Source organism: Paenibacillus sp. GCM10023252 (genome assembly GCF_042653305.1).
Classification (GTDB): domain Bacteria; phylum Bacillota; class Bacilli; order Paenibacillales; family Paenibacillaceae; genus Pristimantibacillus.
Genome location: NZ_JBHSHW010000009.1, coordinates 160,650 through 178,010, shown reverse-complemented (window position 1 = coordinate 178,010; position 17,361 = coordinate 160,650). Strand labels below are relative to the sequence as shown.

General features: G+C 53.1%; 20 protein-coding genes. All 20 read right to left on the bottom strand.

Features of this window, described 5'->3' with window-relative positions; translation table 11 throughout:
- Positions 1-15 precede the first annotated feature (15 nt).
- Positions 16-1,338 (bottom strand): GTPase ObgE, encoded by a 1,323-nt coding sequence (obgE, locus tag ACFO9Q_RS06770; RefSeq protein WP_379180027.1) that lies wholly within the window; start codon positions 1,336-1,338, stop codon positions 16-18.
- 13 nt (positions 1,339-1,351) lie between these two features.
- Positions 1,352-2,092: a Spo0B domain-containing protein gene (locus ACFO9Q_RS06765; protein WP_379180025.1), complete on the bottom strand. Its 741-nt coding sequence runs from the start codon at positions 2,090-2,092 to the stop codon at positions 1,352-1,354.
- 191 nt (positions 2,093-2,283) lie between these two features.
- A complete protein-coding gene (rpmA, locus tag ACFO9Q_RS06760; protein ID WP_379180023.1) occupies positions 2,284-2,595 on the bottom strand; it encodes a 50S ribosomal protein L27 in 312 nt (103 codons plus the stop codon).
- A 17-nt stretch (positions 2,596-2,612) separates the two neighbouring features.
- The gene (locus ACFO9Q_RS06755) at positions 2,613-2,948 is read right to left on the bottom strand and encodes a ribosomal-processing cysteine protease Prp (RefSeq protein WP_379180021.1); all 336 of its coding nucleotides are present in this window, start codon (positions 2,946-2,948) and stop codon (positions 2,613-2,615) included.
- A 12-nt stretch (positions 2,949-2,960) separates the two neighbouring features.
- Complete coding sequence (rplU, locus tag ACFO9Q_RS06750) at positions 2,961-3,272, bottom strand: 50S ribosomal protein L21 (RefSeq protein WP_379180019.1); 312 nt, start codon at positions 3,270-3,272, stop codon at positions 2,961-2,963.
- A 255-nt stretch (positions 3,273-3,527) separates the two neighbouring features.
- A complete protein-coding gene (locus tag ACFO9Q_RS06745) occupies positions 3,528-4,766 on the bottom strand; it encodes an Rne/Rng family ribonuclease (RefSeq protein WP_379180017.1) in 1,239 nt (412 codons plus the stop codon).
- Positions 4,767-4,802: 36 nt separating this feature from the next.
- Positions 4,803-5,684 carry a M50 family metallopeptidase gene (locus tag ACFO9Q_RS06740; protein ID WP_379180015.1) on the bottom strand — a complete coding sequence of 294 codons (882 nt, stop codon included), beginning with the start codon at positions 5,682-5,684 and terminating at the stop codon, positions 4,803-4,805.
- Entirely contained in the window at positions 5,677-6,570 is an 894-nt protein-coding gene (locus ACFO9Q_RS06735) for a peptidoglycan DD-metalloendopeptidase family protein (protein WP_379180013.1), read from the bottom strand. The genes ACFO9Q_RS06740 and ACFO9Q_RS06735 overlap by 8 nt, the downstream gene beginning before the upstream one ends.
- Before the next feature lie 126 nt (positions 6,571-6,696).
- The gene (locus ACFO9Q_RS06730; RefSeq protein WP_379180011.1) at positions 6,697-7,653 is read right to left on the bottom strand and encodes a D-2-hydroxyacid dehydrogenase; all 957 of its coding nucleotides are present in this window, start codon (positions 7,651-7,653) and stop codon (positions 6,697-6,699) included.
- Positions 7,650-8,918: an ArgE/DapE family deacylase gene (locus tag ACFO9Q_RS06725; protein ID WP_379180009.1), complete on the bottom strand. Its 1,269-nt coding sequence runs from the start codon at positions 8,916-8,918 to the stop codon at positions 7,650-7,652. The genes ACFO9Q_RS06730 and ACFO9Q_RS06725 overlap by 4 nt, the downstream gene beginning before the upstream one ends.
- Complete coding sequence (gene allB / locus ACFO9Q_RS06720) at positions 8,899-10,362, bottom strand: allantoinase AllB (protein ID WP_379180007.1); 1,464 nt, start codon at positions 10,360-10,362, stop codon at positions 8,899-8,901. Before allB ends, ACFO9Q_RS06725 begins: the two co-directional genes overlap by 20 nt.
- A 178-nt stretch (positions 10,363-10,540) precedes the next feature.
- On the bottom strand, positions 10,541-11,689 hold the full coding sequence (locus tag ACFO9Q_RS06715) for an FtsW/RodA/SpoVE family cell cycle protein (protein ID WP_379180005.1): 1,149 nt from the start codon (positions 11,687-11,689) through the stop codon (positions 10,541-10,543).
- Positions 11,690-11,696: 7 nt separating this feature from the next.
- On the bottom strand, positions 11,697-12,488 hold the full coding sequence (minD, locus tag ACFO9Q_RS06710) for a septum site-determining protein MinD (protein WP_379180003.1): 792 nt from the start codon (positions 12,486-12,488) through the stop codon (positions 11,697-11,699).
- 3 nt (positions 12,489-12,491) lie between these two features.
- Positions 12,492-13,136 (bottom strand): septum site-determining protein MinC, encoded by a 645-nt coding sequence (locus ACFO9Q_RS06705; RefSeq protein WP_379180608.1) that lies wholly within the window; start codon positions 13,134-13,136, stop codon positions 12,492-12,494.
- Positions 13,137-13,221: 85 nt separating this feature from the next.
- Positions 13,222-13,746 carry a rod shape-determining protein MreD gene (gene mreD, locus ACFO9Q_RS06700; protein ID WP_379180001.1) on the bottom strand — a complete coding sequence of 175 codons (525 nt, stop codon included), beginning with the start codon at positions 13,744-13,746 and terminating at the stop codon, positions 13,222-13,224.
- Positions 13,743-14,612 carry a rod shape-determining protein MreC gene (mreC, locus tag ACFO9Q_RS06695; protein ID WP_379179999.1) on the bottom strand — a complete coding sequence of 290 codons (870 nt, stop codon included), beginning with the start codon at positions 14,610-14,612 and terminating at the stop codon, positions 13,743-13,745. Before mreC ends, mreD begins: the two co-directional genes overlap by 4 nt.
- A gap of 50 nt (positions 14,613-14,662) precedes the next feature.
- On the bottom strand, positions 14,663-15,694 hold the full coding sequence (locus ACFO9Q_RS06690) for a rod shape-determining protein (RefSeq protein ID WP_379179997.1): 1,032 nt from the start codon (positions 15,692-15,694) through the stop codon (positions 14,663-14,665).
- 42 nt (positions 15,695-15,736) lie between these two features.
- Positions 15,737-16,426, bottom strand: a complete 690-nt coding sequence (gene radC / locus ACFO9Q_RS06685) for a RadC family protein (RefSeq protein WP_379180606.1) — start codon at positions 16,424-16,426, stop codon at positions 15,737-15,739.
- A gap of 44 nt (positions 16,427-16,470) precedes the next feature.
- Positions 16,471-17,091, bottom strand: a complete 621-nt coding sequence (locus ACFO9Q_RS06680) for a Maf family protein (protein ID WP_379179995.1) — start codon at positions 17,089-17,091, stop codon at positions 16,471-16,473.
- Between the two features lie 16 nt (positions 17,092-17,107).
- Positions 17,108-17,350, bottom strand: a complete 243-nt coding sequence (locus ACFO9Q_RS06675) for a DUF4321 domain-containing protein (RefSeq protein ID WP_379179994.1) — start codon at positions 17,348-17,350, stop codon at positions 17,108-17,110.
- Positions 17,351-17,361 lie beyond the last annotated feature (11 nt).

Here is a 17,361-nt window from a genome sequence, read left to right as displayed (position 1 = left end):
TCCCTTCATCTTGCTCTATTCATGAATGTAGTCGCTGCCTTCGAAGAATTCGAACGCGTAATCCCCGATTCGAACAAGGTCGCCATCCTTCGCTCCGATCTTACGAAGAGCGGCGTCCACGCCCATCTTCCGCATAATGCGCGCGAAGCGCATAACCGCATCATAGGTATTCAGGTTCGTACGCTTCATGAAGCGCTCGATTCCCGCGGATACGACGACATAGACCTCGTCTTCCTTGTGCACAGTGAAGGAGTTGTCATCGCGCTTCTCCATCTTGTACACCTTCCGCTCTGCTACATCCTTCACGTCTTCGACGAGCGGCTGATCCGGAACCGACTCCAGCACTTCCATCGCCTTGTACAGCAGCTCTTGGATGCCTTGCTTCGTTAGCGAAGAGATGGGAACGATGATGAACGTCTGCTCACTGTCCACCTCGGCAACCTGTGCCTTGAAGAGCTCGAGCTGCTCCGCTGATTCTGGCATATCCATCTTGTTCGCTGCAATAATCTGCGGACGTTCTGCCAGCTTCTCATTGTACAGCTTAAGCTCATCGTTAATCTTCGTCCAATCCTCGAACGGGTCCCGACCTTCCGATGCAGACATGTCAACGACATGAATGATGACGCGGGTCCGTTCAACGTGGCGGAGGAATTCATGGCCTAAGCCGACGCCCTCATGAGCCCCTTCGATGAGTCCAGGCAAGTCTGCCATGACGAAGCTTCGTCCGTCACCAACGTCAACCACACCCAGGTTCGGAGTGAGTGTCGTGAAGTGGTAGGCTCCAATCTTCGGCTTAGCGCCTGAGACGACAGAGAGCAGAGTCGACTTGCCGACGCTTGGGAAGCCGACAAGACCGACGTCGGCCATTACCTTCAGCTCGAGCACAATCCAGCGCTCTTCGCCTTCCTCCCCATTCTCCGCTATCTCCGGAGCCGGGTTGTTAGGCGTAGCGAACCGGCAGTTGCCTCGGCCGCCTCGACCGCCTCGAGCGACTACGACCTGCTGACCGTGTCTGGTCATATCGGCAATAATCTCTTGGGTATCATCATTAATAATGATAGTTCCTGGAGGGATGCGAACGATCATGCTCTCGGCATTGGCGCCGTGCATGCTCTTCACCTTGCCCTTCTCCCCGCGGGTCGCCTTGAAGTGCTTCTGGTAGCGGAAGTCCATCAGCGTGCGCAGACCTTCATCCACTCGGAATATAATATCTCCGCCCTTGCCGCCGTCACCACCGGCAGGACCACCTTCCGGTACATATTTCTCTCGGCGGAAGGAGACGATTCCATCGCCTCCGTCGCCGCCTTTTACGAATATCTTAGCCTTATCTACGAACATGCTGTACCCCCGTTCAAGCGCTCAGATCTGCTCTGAGCAGCAGCTGCTCATGCGGCTTGTCCATGCGGACAGGCTGCAGCGGCGCGCCTATTAACCGCCGTTGTAAATTAATGCTCCATTGCTCCTGTTGCCCGCTGAGCTCGCCTTGATAATAAAATGCCGCAAGCAGCTCCTTATCATCCATCTTCATATGCAAGGTTAATACAGCCGCTTCGCCGCCGCTTGGCTTCACTGCGAAGCGGTAAGCATTAATAACCTCTATTAGAGTATCCGCTGTTCGTTCACTGTCAATGGGCAGCTCAGCAAGTGCGATATCATCATCAATAATAACGTCAAGCTGAAGCGAACTGGTGAGCGTCCGGAACGATTGTATATAGGAGATAAGGGAAGGAACACCAAGCCTTGCAATCTTGCTCTCGGCAGCCATTCGATCTCTTATCTTCTCCACATAATCAACCGTTCGGTCAAGCTTGCCCATTCGGATATACCCGTATAACACTTGCAAGTCATTCATCCAATCATGTCGATGGTGGTTCAGCGTTCGTATGGAGGACGTCTGGCTGGCCGTAATCAACTTGGCCATTCGGGCCTCATGTTCCTTCCGCTCAATGACGATCCACCATGCTGCTGCTGCAGCTACCCATATGATTAATCCAGCATGAAGCCATAACCATGAAGGCTTGATTACAATCGCTGCAACAGGCAGCAGGACGGAGGCAGCCCCGTAATATTTAGCAGCCCTGAAGGAATTCATCTCCTCGAACCTACTTTCTATTCTTGTGCTAACTAGCCATATTGGCTAACAATCCCAAGTATACCATGCCGCACCTTCACAGGTCATCCTTACGCTGTTCCGAACGAATCCACATTCCAATTTGTGTAACACAAGCTGTATAACAAGCAAAAAACCCGGCCTAATCCTCCAGGCCGGGTCGCATGATGCGATTAAACTTGAGCTGCAGCAGCTACAGGAGCTACCTCTACTGGATATACGCTCGCCTTCTTGCGGTCGCGTCCCCAACGCTCGAACTTGAGTACGCCTTCTACTAGTGCGAACAGCGTATCATCCTTGCCGATGCCGACGTTGTTGCCCGGGTGGATCTTAGTACCGCGCTGGCGAACCAAGATGCTTCCAGCCGTAACGACTTGACCGTCCGCACGCTTAGCGCCTAGACGCTTCGATTGGCTGTCACGTCCGTTCTTCGTGGAACCTACACCCTTCTTCGAAGCGAATAGCTGAAGATTCAATTTCAACATGGTGGTTACCTCCTTCATTAGAGAAGTTGTTCATGAATGACGACATGCTTGTCGTAAGATTGTGCAATCGTATCTAGCATGACAGCCATTGATTCGAGCAGCAGCTGCATTCGAGCATCCGCTTCCTGGTTGTCCAGCTGAGGAATATCCGAGGATAGCCAGCCGTTGTTCATGGAAGCCGGAAGCTCAGTGCCGGCTAGTGCTTCAATGGAATTGACGGTGCCTACCGAGATGGCAGATACGCCGGCGCAGACGATGTCCTTGCCTGGCTTCGCGTACTTCGCATGTCCTTCGACTGCGAAGGATACGATCCTTCTGTCAGAGGCTCTCCGTACGAAGGTTACTTGAATCATAGGGAATCCCTCTTAAGCCTGGATCTTTCCGATTGTAACTTTCGTGTATGGTTGACGATGACCTTGTTTGCGACGGTAGTTCTTTTTGGCTTTGTACTTGTATACGATGATCTTCTGTCCTCTGCCCTGCTTCTCAACGGTAGCTGTTACGCTAGCGCCGGCAACAGTTGGAGCTCCAGTTACAAGACCTTCACCGTTAGATACTGCCAATACACGGTCAAACGTTACGTTCTCGCCTGCAGTTACGTCCAGCTTCTCGATGTATAATACATCGCCTTCCTGAACCTTGTATTGCTTGCCGCCTGTCTCAATAATTGCGTACATAGATGGTGCACCTCCTTAGTTATGAAGACTCGCCTAATCATAGGTGGCTTGGGCTCGGGGAGCCTTCGCGCTTGCTTACCCGATCGGAGCGGTACCGGTGTTATATGCTGCAGCCGCTAGGACCCAGCAGATAGACACCAGAACATTGTAGCATACTAGGCAGTCCCATGCAATAACAATATAGACATAGCAAGAACACAGCTTAACCCCTGCTAGCTTGCATGTCTGTCGCCTTGTCTATAGTCACTTCCTGTCCTATAGTCGCTTCCTTCCGCTGCCCCCGCATTCCGTGCAGCGCTCTGTGAGCTGCCTGACGACATTCTCTCTCGCCTTCTTGCGAGTCATCTCCAGCAGGCCGAGCCTCGTCCAGCCTACTACCGTGCACTTCGTCCGATCCTGCTTGACGAGCTCCTCCAGCTGCAGGCGGATCCGGTCTTGATTATGTTCATGCTCCATATCAATGAAGTCAATAATAATGATGCCGCCAACATCGCGCAGCCGAAGCAGTCTCGCAATCTCCTCCGCTGCTTCCTTATTCGTCCGGTACACGGTGTCTTCCAAGTCGCTGGTTCCGGTGTACTTGCCCGTATTCACATCGATGACCGTGAGCGCCTCCGTCTCATCCCAGATCAAGTATCCCCCGCTGGCCAGCTCAATCCGGGACCCGAACACATGATCCACCTGCTTCGTAATGCCGAACGCTTCGAACAGCTTGCTGCCCTTACGTCCATCATACAGCCGGAGACGGCTCTCCAGCAGCGGGGTCATCTCCTTGACAAGCGCTGCCGCTTCCTTGTACCTGGAAGCATCATCAATCCACACTTCATCTATATCTGCTGCTGCGGTATCACGGATAACTCGCCGGAGCAGCCCCGCTTCACGATGGAGCTGTGCTGGAGCCTTGGCCGCATGGCTCCTCTGTACAACCGCTTCCCAGAGGCTCCTCAGCTGCATCACATCGCTGCGAAGGGACTCCAAGCTCTCGAAGGCTGCAGCGGTTCGCATAATGATGCCTTCCTCCCCCACCCGGAGCTGTTCTCCGGCCGCGCGCAAGCGGGTCCGCTCGCTCTCGGAGGGGACCTTCTTGGACACGCCTATATAATCAGCTTCGGGCATGTAGACAAGCCATCTTCCCGGAAGCGAGTAATGAGTCGTTACCCGGGCCCCCTTGCTCCCGATCGGTTCCTTCATCACCTGCACGACAAGCTCTTGCCCGGGACGGACAAGCTCATGAATCGCGGGCTTGACCTCGGGCTGCCGTTCCAGATGAGGATGAAGCAGATCATCGATGTACAGGAATGCATTCTTGCCAAGTCCAATATCGACGAACGCCGCCTGCATACCTGGAAGCACATTAACAACCCGTCCTTTGTATACGTTACCGACCAAGCCGCTGCCTTCTGAGCGCTCCATAGAGAACTCGACAAGCTTGCCTTCTTGGAGCATAGCGGTCTGCAGCATTTCACCGTCCCCATGCATGAATAGTTGTTTCACGGAATCGATCACCTGCCCGTGGCTTTTTGTCCTATTTTACCTGAAAAGCTCGAAAACTGCACGATTAGGATTCCCGCCCTGCAAATAATCGTCCACAAGCTCCTCTTCGGGCAGGACATGCATGATGCCTCCGTTATCCCCCCTGACATAGATGAGGTGATATCTCTCTCGCCAGAACAGACGGGTGACTGAGCTGAGGGACTGCCTTCGGTGAACGACAATCGGCTGCGCTGCTGCTCCTCGCCCCGAATGCCGGACAGCCGCCTCTGCCCGGGACATCAAGAATCGGAAGAATACGTAGGGGATGTTGCGATAGTAAGTCCAATTGCTAATCAGAAGAAAAAAACCGACCATGCACAGGTTCGCTTGGGGACCGCGTCCTTCAAGCAGCAACGGCATCATGGCATATATAATCATGCCGAGGCTGAGCAGCATGCTCACTCTGGCCGTCCATACCATCATGGAGTAATAATTCAGACTGTAGCTAAGAGCAGCTTGCAAGAGCCTGCCCCCGTCGAGCGGGTGGATGGGAAGCAGATTGAACAAGCCTATCATCAGGTTTGCCTGCCACACATATGCCGCCCAAGACGCATCCCACCATCCTAATTTTCCCAGGAGGAGGGCGAGCAGGCCCATCCAGACATTCTGCAGAGGGCCCATAATCGCTACACAAGCTTCCTGCTTCGCAGACACCCCTGCCCCATTCTCAACCTCTGCAACTCCGCCGAACGGAAGCAGCCTCACTACCCGGAACTTCCAGCCGAAGGCTTGCCCAGCGGCTACATGGCCCAGCTCATGAACGAATACGATAAGGAACAGTGTAATGAGCTCACCGAAGTATCCTGTTAACACAGAAGCAAGCATAATAAGGACGAAGAGGGGATGGACGGACCACATGATCCCCTTCCATCTAATCAATCGGTATCACACCAGCCGGATCCACATATCGATTATTCTGCTTCACTGCAAAATATAACAAGCTTGGCTCTTCGCCAATCATCGGCTGCAGCTTGCCAATGATGTCTCCTGCTTCAACCCAGTCATTGACCTTAACCTCGGCGGAGCCAAGCTGACCATATACCGTTGATCGCCCATTGGCATGCTGGATGACGACGGTCGTTCCCTTATCCTCATCCTCGCTTAGAACCAGCACTCTTCCTGTCTCCGCCGCTGCTACCTTCTCCTCCGACAGTCCTGCCAGCTCTACGCCGCTTAACAGCTCAGCGAAGGTGCGAACGATAGAGCCGCCAGGGAGTGGAGAGACGGTCTCGGCCTTAACGGTGCCATCTGCATCCAGCACGTTACTCTGTCCAGACTGATCTCCGAAGATGGGAATGAAGGATGGAGCCCCTGCGAAGGTGCTGCGGTACCAGTCTGCAGCGGAATTGAAGTTCATCTCCTCGGATAGAGCGCTCTCCACCAGACTTCTTCCGTCCGTCGTCCATGGCGCGTCATAGCTGTACATCCCCCATATGGCAACGAACAGCAGGGCAGCCGCAGCCAGCTTCCACTGAAGCTCCTTGCGGAACTTGTCCCATCCACCCTCTCCAGGCTTATCCTCCCAGCCCTCTTGATAGGTTGAGCGGTGCTCCCTGTCCATCGTGCTCCAAGGGTTGCCGCCTCCCTTCCAGATTCGCTCTGGATCAGGCTCTTCGTCTGTCGATCGATGCCCTATGAATGGAACCGGCGGCTCCATATTGGCTTGCGGCTTGGCAGGTGCTGCTGCTGCACGCCAGTCACGTTGACTAGTTAACTGCTTAATCTTCTCCTGCCGACGCTGGCGAATGTTGTCCTTGGTAGACATGACATACCCTCCCCTCTCTCTTGGATGACCCCAACTGGGGGTCTCGAAGAGAGCTCCTTCCCCTACACTCATAGATATGAGGATGAGGGGACAAGTATGCAGGGAGGGTATGTGATCTAGCCTTGCCTAGTTCACTCGGTTCACAATCCGGCCGGAGAGGTACGACTTCAGATTGGTTACAGCCACTTGCAGGAGACGAGCTCTCGCTTCCTTAGTCGCCCAGCCGATGTGAGGAGTAATGAAGGTATTGCTCGCTCGAATGAGCGGATGCCCCGGAGCCGGCGGTTCAGCGTTCAGCACATCGAGTCCTGCTCCGGCAATAATGCCATGATTCAGCGCATCCGCCAGATCCGCTTCTACAACATGGCCGCCGCGTGCGGTGTTAATGAGGAATGCACTAGGCTTCATTCGAGCTAGATTCGTCTTATTAATGATACCCAGCGTCTCCGGTGTTAATGGGCAGTGCAGGGAGAGGACGTCGGAGCAGGAGAGCAGCTCATCCAAGGAGACGAACTGAACCGCCTCAAGGCCAGGAATGGTCTTGACTGTCCGGGTATGAACGGCAACCTTCATCCCGAACACCAGCGCTGCCCGCGCAACCGCTTGGCCGATCTGCCCATAGCCGACGATGCCGAACGTCTTGCCGGCGAGCTCCATGAGAGGGAAGCTCGTGAAGGAGAAGTCGGCGCAGCTCTCCCAAGCGCCATCCGCTACCTCATCGGCATGGCGCTGGACGTGATGGCAATGCTCCAGCAGGAAGGCGAATACGAGCTGGACGACAGACATCGTGCTGTAATCCGGAACGTTCGTTACGACGATACCTCGTTCAGCAGCTCCCTTCGTATCTACCACGTTATAGCCGGTCGCAAGTACGCCTATATACTTCAGCTCGGGAAGCTGTGCAATAATCTCTGCAGGCAGAGGTGTCTTGTTCGTCAGTATCATAGTCGCCCCTCTCGCCCGCTCAGCTACTTCGGATGGAGAGGTTCGTTCGTACACCTGCAGCTCTCCCATCTCCTCGAATGCCTTCCATGTTAGATCTCCGGGATTAGCGGTTAGTCCGTCTAGTACAACAATTCTCACAGGGAATCCACTCCTTCGTCTAGTAGATCATACAGCGTGAGCGCCACGATTCGAGCAGCAGCCTGCAGGTCATCCACGTTAACGTGCTCATCCGCTCGATGACCATTCGCCTCCTCAAGCGTCCGCGGTCCCGCTCCGAACATGACAGTCGGAATTCCAGCCTCGGCAAAATGCCGGGCGTCCGCATACAGCGGAACCCCTTCCACGGGAAGGACACCACCCATCTGCTCGGACCAGTTGCGGCTCAGCTTGAGGAGCAGAGGATGATCTTCAGGAACCGGCCCGAATGGCCTTGCCAGCATAATTCGCTTCACTTCCACTCTGATGCCTGCCATGCCTGCGGTTAACTGAGCGATGCGCTCTAGGAGGGCTTGCTCTGCTTGCTCCGGGTTCTCCTCGGGTATAATGCGGCGATCTATTCGTATGGTACAGAGGTCCGGCACAACATTGGTATTAATCCCTCCATGAATGAGGCCAATGGTCAAGGTAGGATGCTCAATGCCCTTAACACGGGACACGTTAGCAGACAGTTCATCCCGATACCGATACAACCCCATTAACAGCTCCGTCATCGCTTGCACCGCATCCTGGCCGGTGTGCGGAATTGCGGCATGAGCTGACTTGCCGATTAAGGTCACTTCGACGTGCAAGCACCCATTATGCGCATTCACGGCTGCATGCGTGAAGCCCGCGCAGATGGCATAATCGCCTCGCAATTGTCCGCTCTGCAGCAGGCGCTGCGGGCCAATCTCACCGCCGGTCTCCTCATCGTAGGTGAAGGCAAGCACAATCTTGCCGTTAAGCCCAGGCGCCGCTTCCCGCAAGGCAACAGCGGCATACGTATAGACCGCAATATCGGACTTGGACACGGCTGCCCCTCGTCCGTACAGCTTGCCCTCCCGCAGGACACCGCCGTACGGATCCATCGTCCAGCCCTCACCTGGAGGCACGACGTCACCATGTGCATTCAGAATGATGACGGGACCTTCACCGCTGCCGAGCAGCAGCTCAGCAACTACGTTGTCAGCGGCAATCATCCCGGCCTGCCTTGCAATCTCCTCCGGAACAGGCAGCAAGCGGGGAGACAGCTCCAGCTTCGCGAGCTGCGAGACGGTCTCTGCAGCGATAGCTCTGCAATCGCCGGCTGGATTATCCGATGGGACAGCTACGAGAGCTTGAACCATCTGGGTAATGGGCTGCTCCTGCTCTCGCAGCCATTCAAGTACAGCCTGCTTGGCAAGTTGATTAGATGTTACTCTGGTCATCGGGATGTCCCTCCGTTACGCTAATATACGGTCCATCAGCATGATTGCCCTGAAGCGGCTTCACTTCCCTTGCCGCTGCATCATGGAACGTGAATGAAGCCTCATGCCCATCCCTTCCGCTGCCCTCTGCTTCATATACCGTCTGTCCCCCGCTAATCGTTCGGATGACCTTACAGCTAATCTCCCTGCCGATATAGGGGCTCTGTTGATGTCGATCATATAATTGCTCCTTGTTAACCTTGTATGCATGATTAAGATCAATGAGGACGAGATCAGCATCCATTCCAATCTGAATAGATCCCTTGCAGTGACTAAGATTGAACCGCCCGGCCGGCGCTGAGCTTAACACCTCAGCCAATCGCGGAAGCGGAATTCCCCTCCTCCGACAGCCTTCATCCAGCATGAGCTCCAGCGTATGCTGCGCGCCCGATATCCCTCCCCAGATGGCGAAATAATCGGGGTGCTCCTTAAGCTCTGGCGGACAAGGTGAATGATCGGAGCTAACCATATCTATAGCCCCCTCTGCAAGCAGAGACCATAGCTCTTCCTTGTTACCCGCATCTCTAAGCGGTGGAGCACACTTGGCTGTCGCTCCAATCGTCCTCATATCCTCCGTCGTTAGCGACAGGTAATGCGTACAGGTCTCCAGTGTCACATTCCTTCCACTTCTCTTCGCGGCCATTATATCTCGTACGGCAGCAGCACTGCTAATGTGGACGAAGTGCAAGGGACAATTCGTCTCCTCCGCGAAGTACAGCGCTCTTCGTACCGCTTCCCGCTCGGCTTCTATGGGCCGAGACATGGCATACGAGGCGTAGTCCGTCCTCCCTTGCCCTCTAAGCTCCGCGGTGAGAGCAGCTGTCAGCGGCTCGCTCTCTGCATGAAGGGCTAGAACCAATCCGGTCTGTGCGATATATTCCATCCCCCGCATGAGGGACAAGTCATCGACCTCGCGGAAGTCTCCTTCCTCATGCGTCCCTGGCGAGGACATGAACGCCTTGAATCCGATGACACCAGCCTCTGCAAGAGGTGCAAGCTGCTCCAGCCTGCCCGGGACCAGTCCTCCCCAGAAGCCATAATTCACATAGGACTTCCCCTTGGCAATGGATCGCTTAAGGAGCAGGGCATCAACCGTCACCGTCGGCGGCCGCCCATTCAGCGGCATGTCGAAGTACGTCGTACAGCCTCCCGCTGCCAGGGCGGCCGATCCGGTCTCGAACCCTTCCCAAGCACCCATGCCGGGTTCGTTGAAGTGGACATGAACATCCACAGCACCCGGCATGATCGTTAGTCCCTCCGCCTCTATAACCTCCGTATGAGGGTCGGATATACAGTCCGCCAATTGAGCTATTTTCCCATTAGACAGCCCTATGTCCAGCTTCTTCACTTGCCCTGGGAGGACTACAGTGCCCCCTCTAATCACTAGATCTAACGGAATCGCCATCCTACTCACCCCTTAACGTCAGGTTTGTTAACAGCATAGCTGTTGGAGGGCTGAATGTCATGAGGTATGAAGACCAAATTTGTACCGCTACCGTTGTTCATTGCGAACAAAAAGAAAAGACTGCCCTCCAGCTCAACGAGTTGAACTTAGGTGGACAGTCTAGATGGCCGAATGTGAGTCAGTCTGCGAGCTCATATACCTCTTGGTGCGACTTGATGCTGAACACAATGCCTATGCTAAGCATATTGAGCAATAGCGAAGTTCCGCCATAGGAGATGAATGGGAGTGTAATTCCAGTAATTGGCATCAATCCAATCATCATTCCAATGTTCTGGAAAATCTGAAATACATACATAGACGCTATACCAATGACGATATAAGAAGCTCTTCGGTCATAACATTGGAAGGCGATAATGATCATTCTGTAGATTAGCAAGAAGTAGAGCAGCAGCAGGATGGCCGCACCTTGGAATCCGAATTCCTCCCCTATGACGACGAAGATGGAGTCGGAATACACATACGGAATGAAGTTCCCGTTCTTCATATCCCCCTTCAGATAGCCGTCGCCGCTGAGACCTCCCGAACCAATCGCGATCTTAGCCTTCTCGGATTGATGCTTATCATCATCGGATGCTTCTTCCGGATTGATATAAGTATTGATCCGCTTGTACCAGTGGCCCTTATCATTATCCTCAAGATAATCCTTAATGTCAGTATTGAAGGTGTTGAACAGCATCGTGAACAACACTAGTCCTCCAATAACAGCCGCCAGACCAATGAGAACATGGGTATACTTGACGTTGCCGATCCAGAGCATACCAAGCACGATCACCAGGTAGATTATAGCGTTACCCAAGTCAGGCTGGATGACGATGAGCATGAATGGCAGGAAGGCAAAGGCCGCAATGGGAAGCAAATCCCGACTTAGAGTGAGCCGATCGCCCTGCCTTCGGCCCATAATATAGGCTATGCCAATGATTAGAATAATCTTCATAATCTCTGCCGGTTGAAAGGAGAAGCCTCCTGGAAGCAGGAACCACCCCTTAGCCCCATTAATCTCCGCACCGAAGAAGTACACCGTAATGAGGAGTGTAATTCCTATCGCGTACAGGACATACCATCCCTTAAGGAAGACACGGTAATTGATCATGGAAGCAGCAAAGGCAATAAAGAAACCTAAGCCAAAGTAAATGAGCGTCTTAATGTCAAAGCCATGAAACTTAGGGGTGTTATACGTTGCGCTTCGAATGACAATGGTGCTGATGATCATCAGCACCAACAGGATGATCACGATACCCCAGTCTATCTTCTTGAATTTATTCAGCACGATTCCGTCATCCTATTCCGAGAAACTTGCGGAACCGCTTGAAGGCGCCCGTCTTCTCTTCCAGTGGCATGAGCGGAACCATGTCGCCAAGAATTCGTCGCGCGATATTCCGGTAGGCAATTGCTGCGCGGGATGTTGGATCCATCACCGTGGGCTCCCCGGCATTCGCTGCCTTAATGACTCTCTCATCATCTGGTACGATGCCGAGCAAGTCGATCGCAAGCACTTGACAGATCTCATCAATGTCGAGCATCTCCCCGCTCTTCACCATGTTGGCACGAATGCGGTTAATAATAAGCTTAGAGGGAATCTGGGACTGCTCCAGCAGGCCGATGACGCGGTCCGCATCCCGTACAGCAGCATTCTCAGGGGTAGTGACGACAATCGCCCGATCCGCACCGGCTACGGCATTACGGAATCCTTGCTCGATTCCTGCAGGGCAGTCAATAATGACATAGTCGAACTCACCCTTGAGCTCGGTAATCATATCTCGAACCTGCTCGGGGGACACATCGCTCTTATCCTTCGTCTGCGCGGCTGGCAGCATGAACAGCTCTTCGAATCGCTTATCCTTAATTAGCGCTTGCTGGAGACGGCAGCGCCCTTCCGCTACATCAATCAAGTCGTAGATGATGCGGTTCTCCAATCCCATGACCACATCTAGATTACGCAGGCCGATATCGGTATCGACCATGCATACTTTTTTGCCTAACAGCGCTAATGCCGTTCCTAGATTGGCTGATGTCGTCGTCTTGCCGACACCGCCCTTACCCGAAGTGATGACAACCGCTTCTCCCATGTTCTACACTCCTTTAAACACTATCGGATCCTTGCGCAGTCGGTGCAACTGTGTCAACTTGTCAAGCTTCATCTGACCTTCGCTTAGATAAGCGAATTCCATTGCAGCATCGCCAGTCATCCATTCCTCTGGAGGTCTGCTAATCATATCAGCTATGCGCAGTTGAGTAGGACGCATTAAGGAAGCTGCTATGATAACATCGGCCTTGCCTTCGGTTCCAGCATGCGCTACCCCGCGAAGGGCGCCTAATATATAGATATCTCCCGTACATAGAAGAGTACCGCCCGGATTCAGATCGCCAAGCAGCAGAATGTCACCATCATGCTCGACGGTCTGACCGGATCGAATCATCCCTGTTATTACCTTGAGACTAGGGGGAATGGGCAATCGGCTGGCTGCGGCATCTTCTTCAGAATCGATAGATTGAACGAGGAGATTCCCCTGTGATCTAATGACGGTTCTGATCTGCTCCTTGTCCTCTTCTGACAACCTTCGTCCGCCAAGCTTCACTTGAACATGAACGAGAGGCCCTGCGAGCAGCTGCTGATGAGTCTTCTCCAGCTTGTATTGAAGTTCATCCAGCAAGGCTTCGAATTCGCATTGATCGTCGAGAAGGAACACGAGACCTTCCTTGACGCCCTTGATCATAATATGTTGTTTCTCGGTCACGTCTGTCCCTCCCCAACCTATTCCATTCTGTTCGAAGCTTCGAATTCCTGCCTGACTGCCCCGATTATTCCGACTCTTGCTCCGGCTTCTTCTTCACATGACCCTCGTTCCATCTTCTCGCAGGGATATAGCAGATCAGAGCAAATGCTAGCTGAAGGAATACGCTCGGAATCATATGGTTCAGCAGCGCCCACACATACGATTCGCTCGTAATTCGGAACACATAGTTGATGAAGTAGATTAGGCTGTCAAGCATGAGGCTTGTTAGCCCGACAATAGTCATAGCCATGAGCATCGTACTGCGCTTCCGGCTCATGACCAGACCGGTTAAGTAGCCGATTAGTCCCATCGCGAAGGCATACGGGCCAAGCAAGTGACCATAGAAGACGACATCCTGGAGGAAGCCGAATGCAATGCCAAGAACTAGCGCCGCATGGCGGCCATTATACAGAGCGGCGAGGATGATGAATACGAAGGTGAAGTGAGGGATGATTCGGCTGCCCATGCCCACTGGAATAAGCCAGGGCATCACTGCGCTCTCGAAGAGGAAGATCACAACCATGAGGGCGACCAGTCGATTCATCGTCATTGTGCCGGTACCTCCACGACGAACACTTCCGTCAGATGGTCGAAGTCAGCCGCAAGCTTAACGGATGCGGTATGGGTGAGGCCGAAGTCACCAACCGCTCGAGATTCTACCGTTCCGATAATAATTCCTCTAGGATAGACATTGCCAAGCCCGGAAGTCAGCACCGTATCACCGACGGCCATCTTGTCCTTCTCATCGATCCGGGTCATCATCAGTCGATTGGTCTCTTGATTGTAGGAGCTTATAATCCCGAATGATTCATTCTCTCTGCCCATGACCGTCGCTGCGATTGGATTCGTGTCAGGAGACTCATCATTAAGCTCCGTAATGGGCATGACCGTAGCGGACACTTCTCCTACCTTGCTCACAATTCCTACCAATCCATCAACCGTCGTTACTGCCATATTCTCCTTGATGCCGTCTCTAAGACCAAGGTTAATTCTCATCGTTCGATTATATGGATCATTGCTGATTGCCACTACTTGGGCAATTAAGTAATTGTAGTCATACAGCTTCTTTTGGGCCTCGGTGAACTCTAGTTCTTTTTTGTACCGCTCGTTCTCCTTCTGCGTGAAGTTATAGTTGATCTTATCACGCGAATAGGCGGCTACCGTCAAGCGAAGCTGTTCGTTCTCCTTATATATCGTGCGCAGATTGCCGATATCGTGGAAGAAGCCCGCTATATAACCAGCGGGCGTGTAGAACCATTGCTGTACGGTAGCGGCCGTATCGCCTATGAACTTCTCCGGCCAAGTGAGACCCTTGCGGTCGCTGAGTGAGAAACCGATGACTGCTATGAACAGAATAAAACCGATCATAAGCATAAATAGCCGCTTATTGCGCATCAGTCTATACAGTTCGATCACCTGCCTATTCTTCTATCTTCTCTCTCTGCCTGGCTGTTCGCCTTAACATGTTAACGCTTAGAGCGACCGGAACCGCCCTTGTTCTTGAAGAGATGAATATGATCAAGCGAACGGCCCGTGCCAATCGCTACGCAATCAAGCGGATTATCCGCAACGATAACAGGCATGCCAGTCTCGCGCTGAAGCAGCTTGTCCAGGTTACGCAATAGCGCACCGCCGCCTGTAAGCACAATGCCACGGTCCATAATGTCGGCAGACAGCTCTGGCGGGCACTTCTCTAGCGTAATCTTGACCGCATCGACGATGGAGTTAACGGTGTCGGTCAACGCCTCGCAGATCTCATCTGAAGTAATCGCAAGCGTCTTCGGCAAGCCGGATACGAGGTCACGACCGCGTATCTCGATCGATTCAGGCTGATCGAGCGGCATTGCTGAGCCGATCTCCATCTTGAGCTGCTCGGAAGTTCTCTCCCCAATCATCAGGTTGTACAATCTCTTAATGTACTGAATAACCGCTTCATCCATCTCATCCCCAGCTACACGGATAGAGCGGCTCGTTACGATACCACCAAGCGAGATAACCGCTACCTCTGTTGTTCCTCCGCCAATATCAACGACCATGCTGCCTGTCGGCTCCCACACGGGAAGATCGGCGCCGATCGCAGCCGCGAACGGCTCCTCGATCGTATACGCCTCACGTGCACCCGCTTGCTTAGCGGCATCCTCGACCGCACGCTTCTCAACAGCAGTAATGCCCGAAGGGACACAGATCATGACATTCGGGTGCTTAGGGAACAGAGAGCGCTGCTTCTGAGCTTGACGAATGAAGTACTTAATCATCGTTGCCGTCGTCTCGAAGTCTGCAATTACTCCGTCCTTCATCGGTCTTACCGCACGAATATGACCTGGCGTCCGGCCAATCATTTTTTTCGCGTCTTCCCCTACCGCCTCAATTGTTTTTGTATCGGTACGCAGAGCAACCACCGAGGGCTCTCTCACGACAATTCCTTTTCCCTTAACGAATACCAGTGTATTAGCTGTTCCTAAGTCAATTCCCAGATCCTTCGAGAAACCACCAAACATAATAAAACTCCCTTCTGAATTGCGACAATCTCACTTATTATATTACATAATTCCTTGTTCCTTCAAACTTATGAAACGGCCGTCGCCGATAATGAGATGATCAAGCACCTCGATACCGACCAGTTCCCCCGCTTCCACGAGACGCCTGGTAAGCGCAATATCCTCTGGGCTAGGCGTAGGATCACCGCTCGGATGATTGTGCGCACATATAATCGATGCACTGCTGTTCTTAATGGCTGCGCGGAACACTTCGCGCGGATGGACAAGAGAGGCGTTAAGCGTCCCTACGGACAAGGTCTCACGCGCGACGATATGGTTCTTCGTATTCAGAAACAAGCAGACGAAATGTTCCTTCTTCAGGTACCGAAGCTCTTCCATAATAAAATCTGCGGCGTCTCCGGGCTTACGGACTGTGACAACATCGCCGAGCTGGCTTCTGACCATTCTGCGTCCCAGCTCGATGCCGGCACGAAGCTGAAGAGCTTTGGCTGTGCCAATCCCCTTGATCGCGGTCAGTTCATCCATGCTCATGTCCATAAGGTTACGCAAACTTCCACATTGTTTTAAAATATTACCAGCTACATGCACAGCCGATTGCTGCTGCGTACCTGTACGCAGCAGGATGGCCAGCAATTCAGCATGGCTCAGCGCTTCAGCCCCATATTCCATCATGCGTTCTCTAGGTCGGTCTTCATGGGGGACATCACGCAATAAGTAAGACTGCGTCTCCATGTCCAATCCCTGCCCTCATTCATACTCTGATTAGTGAATATCCGTTAGATGACACGCACACCTTGCTCAGCAAGCATGTCCGACAGCAAGGATAGAGGAAGGCCCACCACGTTGAAGTAGCAGCCTTCTATCCGTTCGATCAATACCCCGCCAAGGCCTTGAATACCGTAGGCTCCCGCCTTGTCCATCGGCTCGCCCGTGTCAACGTAGCGACGAATCTGCTCCAGAGTGAGCGGCTTCATCATCACTTGTGTCATACGATAAGCTGATGTCTCTTCGCCGGTATTGCTGGCTGCCAAGGCAACACCCGTATACACATGATGAATTCTGCCTTGCAGCCGCTGCAGCATGGATACCGCCTCTTCGACATCGCTAGGCTTACCTAGAATATCATCATCTAGCACGACGATTGTATCGGCCCCTAAGATAAGAGAACGTCCTGCCTCGGTCTCCTTGTCCAGCATTGCGGATGCGGCACGGGCCTTGAGCAATCCAAGCTCCTGAACCGCTTGCTGTGGTGTCCACTCAGGAGCAATGGTCTCATCAGCGTTCGTGGACATAATACGAACCGGCAGGGAGAGGCCCAGAGATGCGACCAGTTCCTGCCGGCGCGGAGAAGAGGAAGCCAGCACGAGCTGGCTGAATGATTCGGTTGAAGAAGTCATAATACGTGCCTGCTTCCTATAGTTTGCGATAGATCCATATCGCCACAATGGCGCCTAGTATACTTAACAAGCTTAAGTTGACATGAACCTTAAGGTCGAAGCTGAGCACATACAGATCAACAGCAGGTGACCAGGATGACACGATGGTCTGAGTTAGAAAGGATAGTCCGGGAACCGTCTCAAGCCATCTCGCGCATAATGCCCCGGCCAATAGACCGAGCACTAGGAACAGCATGAGAATCCAGCCGTTTTTCTTCATCTTTCAACGCC

Bases quoted from the DNA above. Each gene is read 5' to 3' on its own strand.
- obgE (WP_379180027.1), bottom strand. From the start codon at position 1,338: ATGTTCGTAGATAAGGCTAAGATATTCGTAAAAGGCGGCGACGGAGGC.
- ACFO9Q_RS06765 (WP_379180025.1), bottom strand. From the start codon at position 2,092: ATGAATTCCTTCAGGGCTGCTAAATATTACGGGGCTGCCTCCGTCCTG.
- rpmA (WP_379180023.1), bottom strand. From the start codon at position 2,595: ATGTTGAAATTGAATCTTCAGCTATTCGCTTCGAAGAAGGGTGTAGGT.
- ACFO9Q_RS06755 (WP_379180021.1), bottom strand. From the start codon at position 2,948: ATGATTCAAGTAACCTTCGTACGGAGAGCCTCTGACAGAAGGATCGTA.
- rplU (WP_379180019.1), bottom strand. From the start codon at position 3,272: ATGTACGCAATTATTGAGACAGGCGGCAAGCAATACAAGGTTCAGGAA.
- ACFO9Q_RS06735 (WP_379180013.1), bottom strand. From the start codon at position 6,570: ATGTCTACCAAGGACAACATTCGCCAGCGTCGGCAGGAGAAGATTAAG.
- ACFO9Q_RS06725 (WP_379180009.1), bottom strand. From the start codon at position 8,918: ATGACCAGAGTAACATCTAATCAACTTGCCAAGCAGGCTGTACTTGAA.
- allB (WP_379180007.1), bottom strand. From the start codon at position 10,362: ATGGCGATTCCGTTAGATCTAGTGATTAGAGGGGGCACTGTAGTCCTC.
- minD (WP_379180003.1), bottom strand. From the start codon at position 12,488: ATGGGAGAAGCGGTTGTCATCACTTCGGGTAAGGGCGGTGTCGGCAAG.
- ACFO9Q_RS06705 (WP_379180608.1), bottom strand. From the start codon at position 13,136: ATGATCAAGGGCGTCAAGGAAGGTCTCGTGTTCCTTCTCGACGATCAA.
- mreD (WP_379180001.1), bottom strand. From the start codon at position 13,746: ATGACGATGAATCGACTGGTCGCCCTCATGGTTGTGATCTTCCTCTTC.
- ACFO9Q_RS06690 (WP_379179997.1), bottom strand. From the start codon at position 15,694: ATGTTTGGTGGTTTCTCGAAGGATCTGGGAATTGACTTAGGAACAGCT.
- radC (WP_379180606.1), bottom strand. From the start codon at position 16,426: ATGGAGACGCAGTCTTACTTATTGCGTGATGTCCCCCATGAAGACCGA.
- ACFO9Q_RS06680 (WP_379179995.1), bottom strand. From the start codon at position 17,091: ATGACTTCTTCAACCGAATCATTCAGCCAGCTCGTGCTGGCTTCCTCT.
- ACFO9Q_RS06675 (WP_379179994.1), bottom strand. From the start codon at position 17,350: ATGAAGAAAAACGGCTGGATTCTCATGCTGTTCCTAGTGCTCGGTCTA.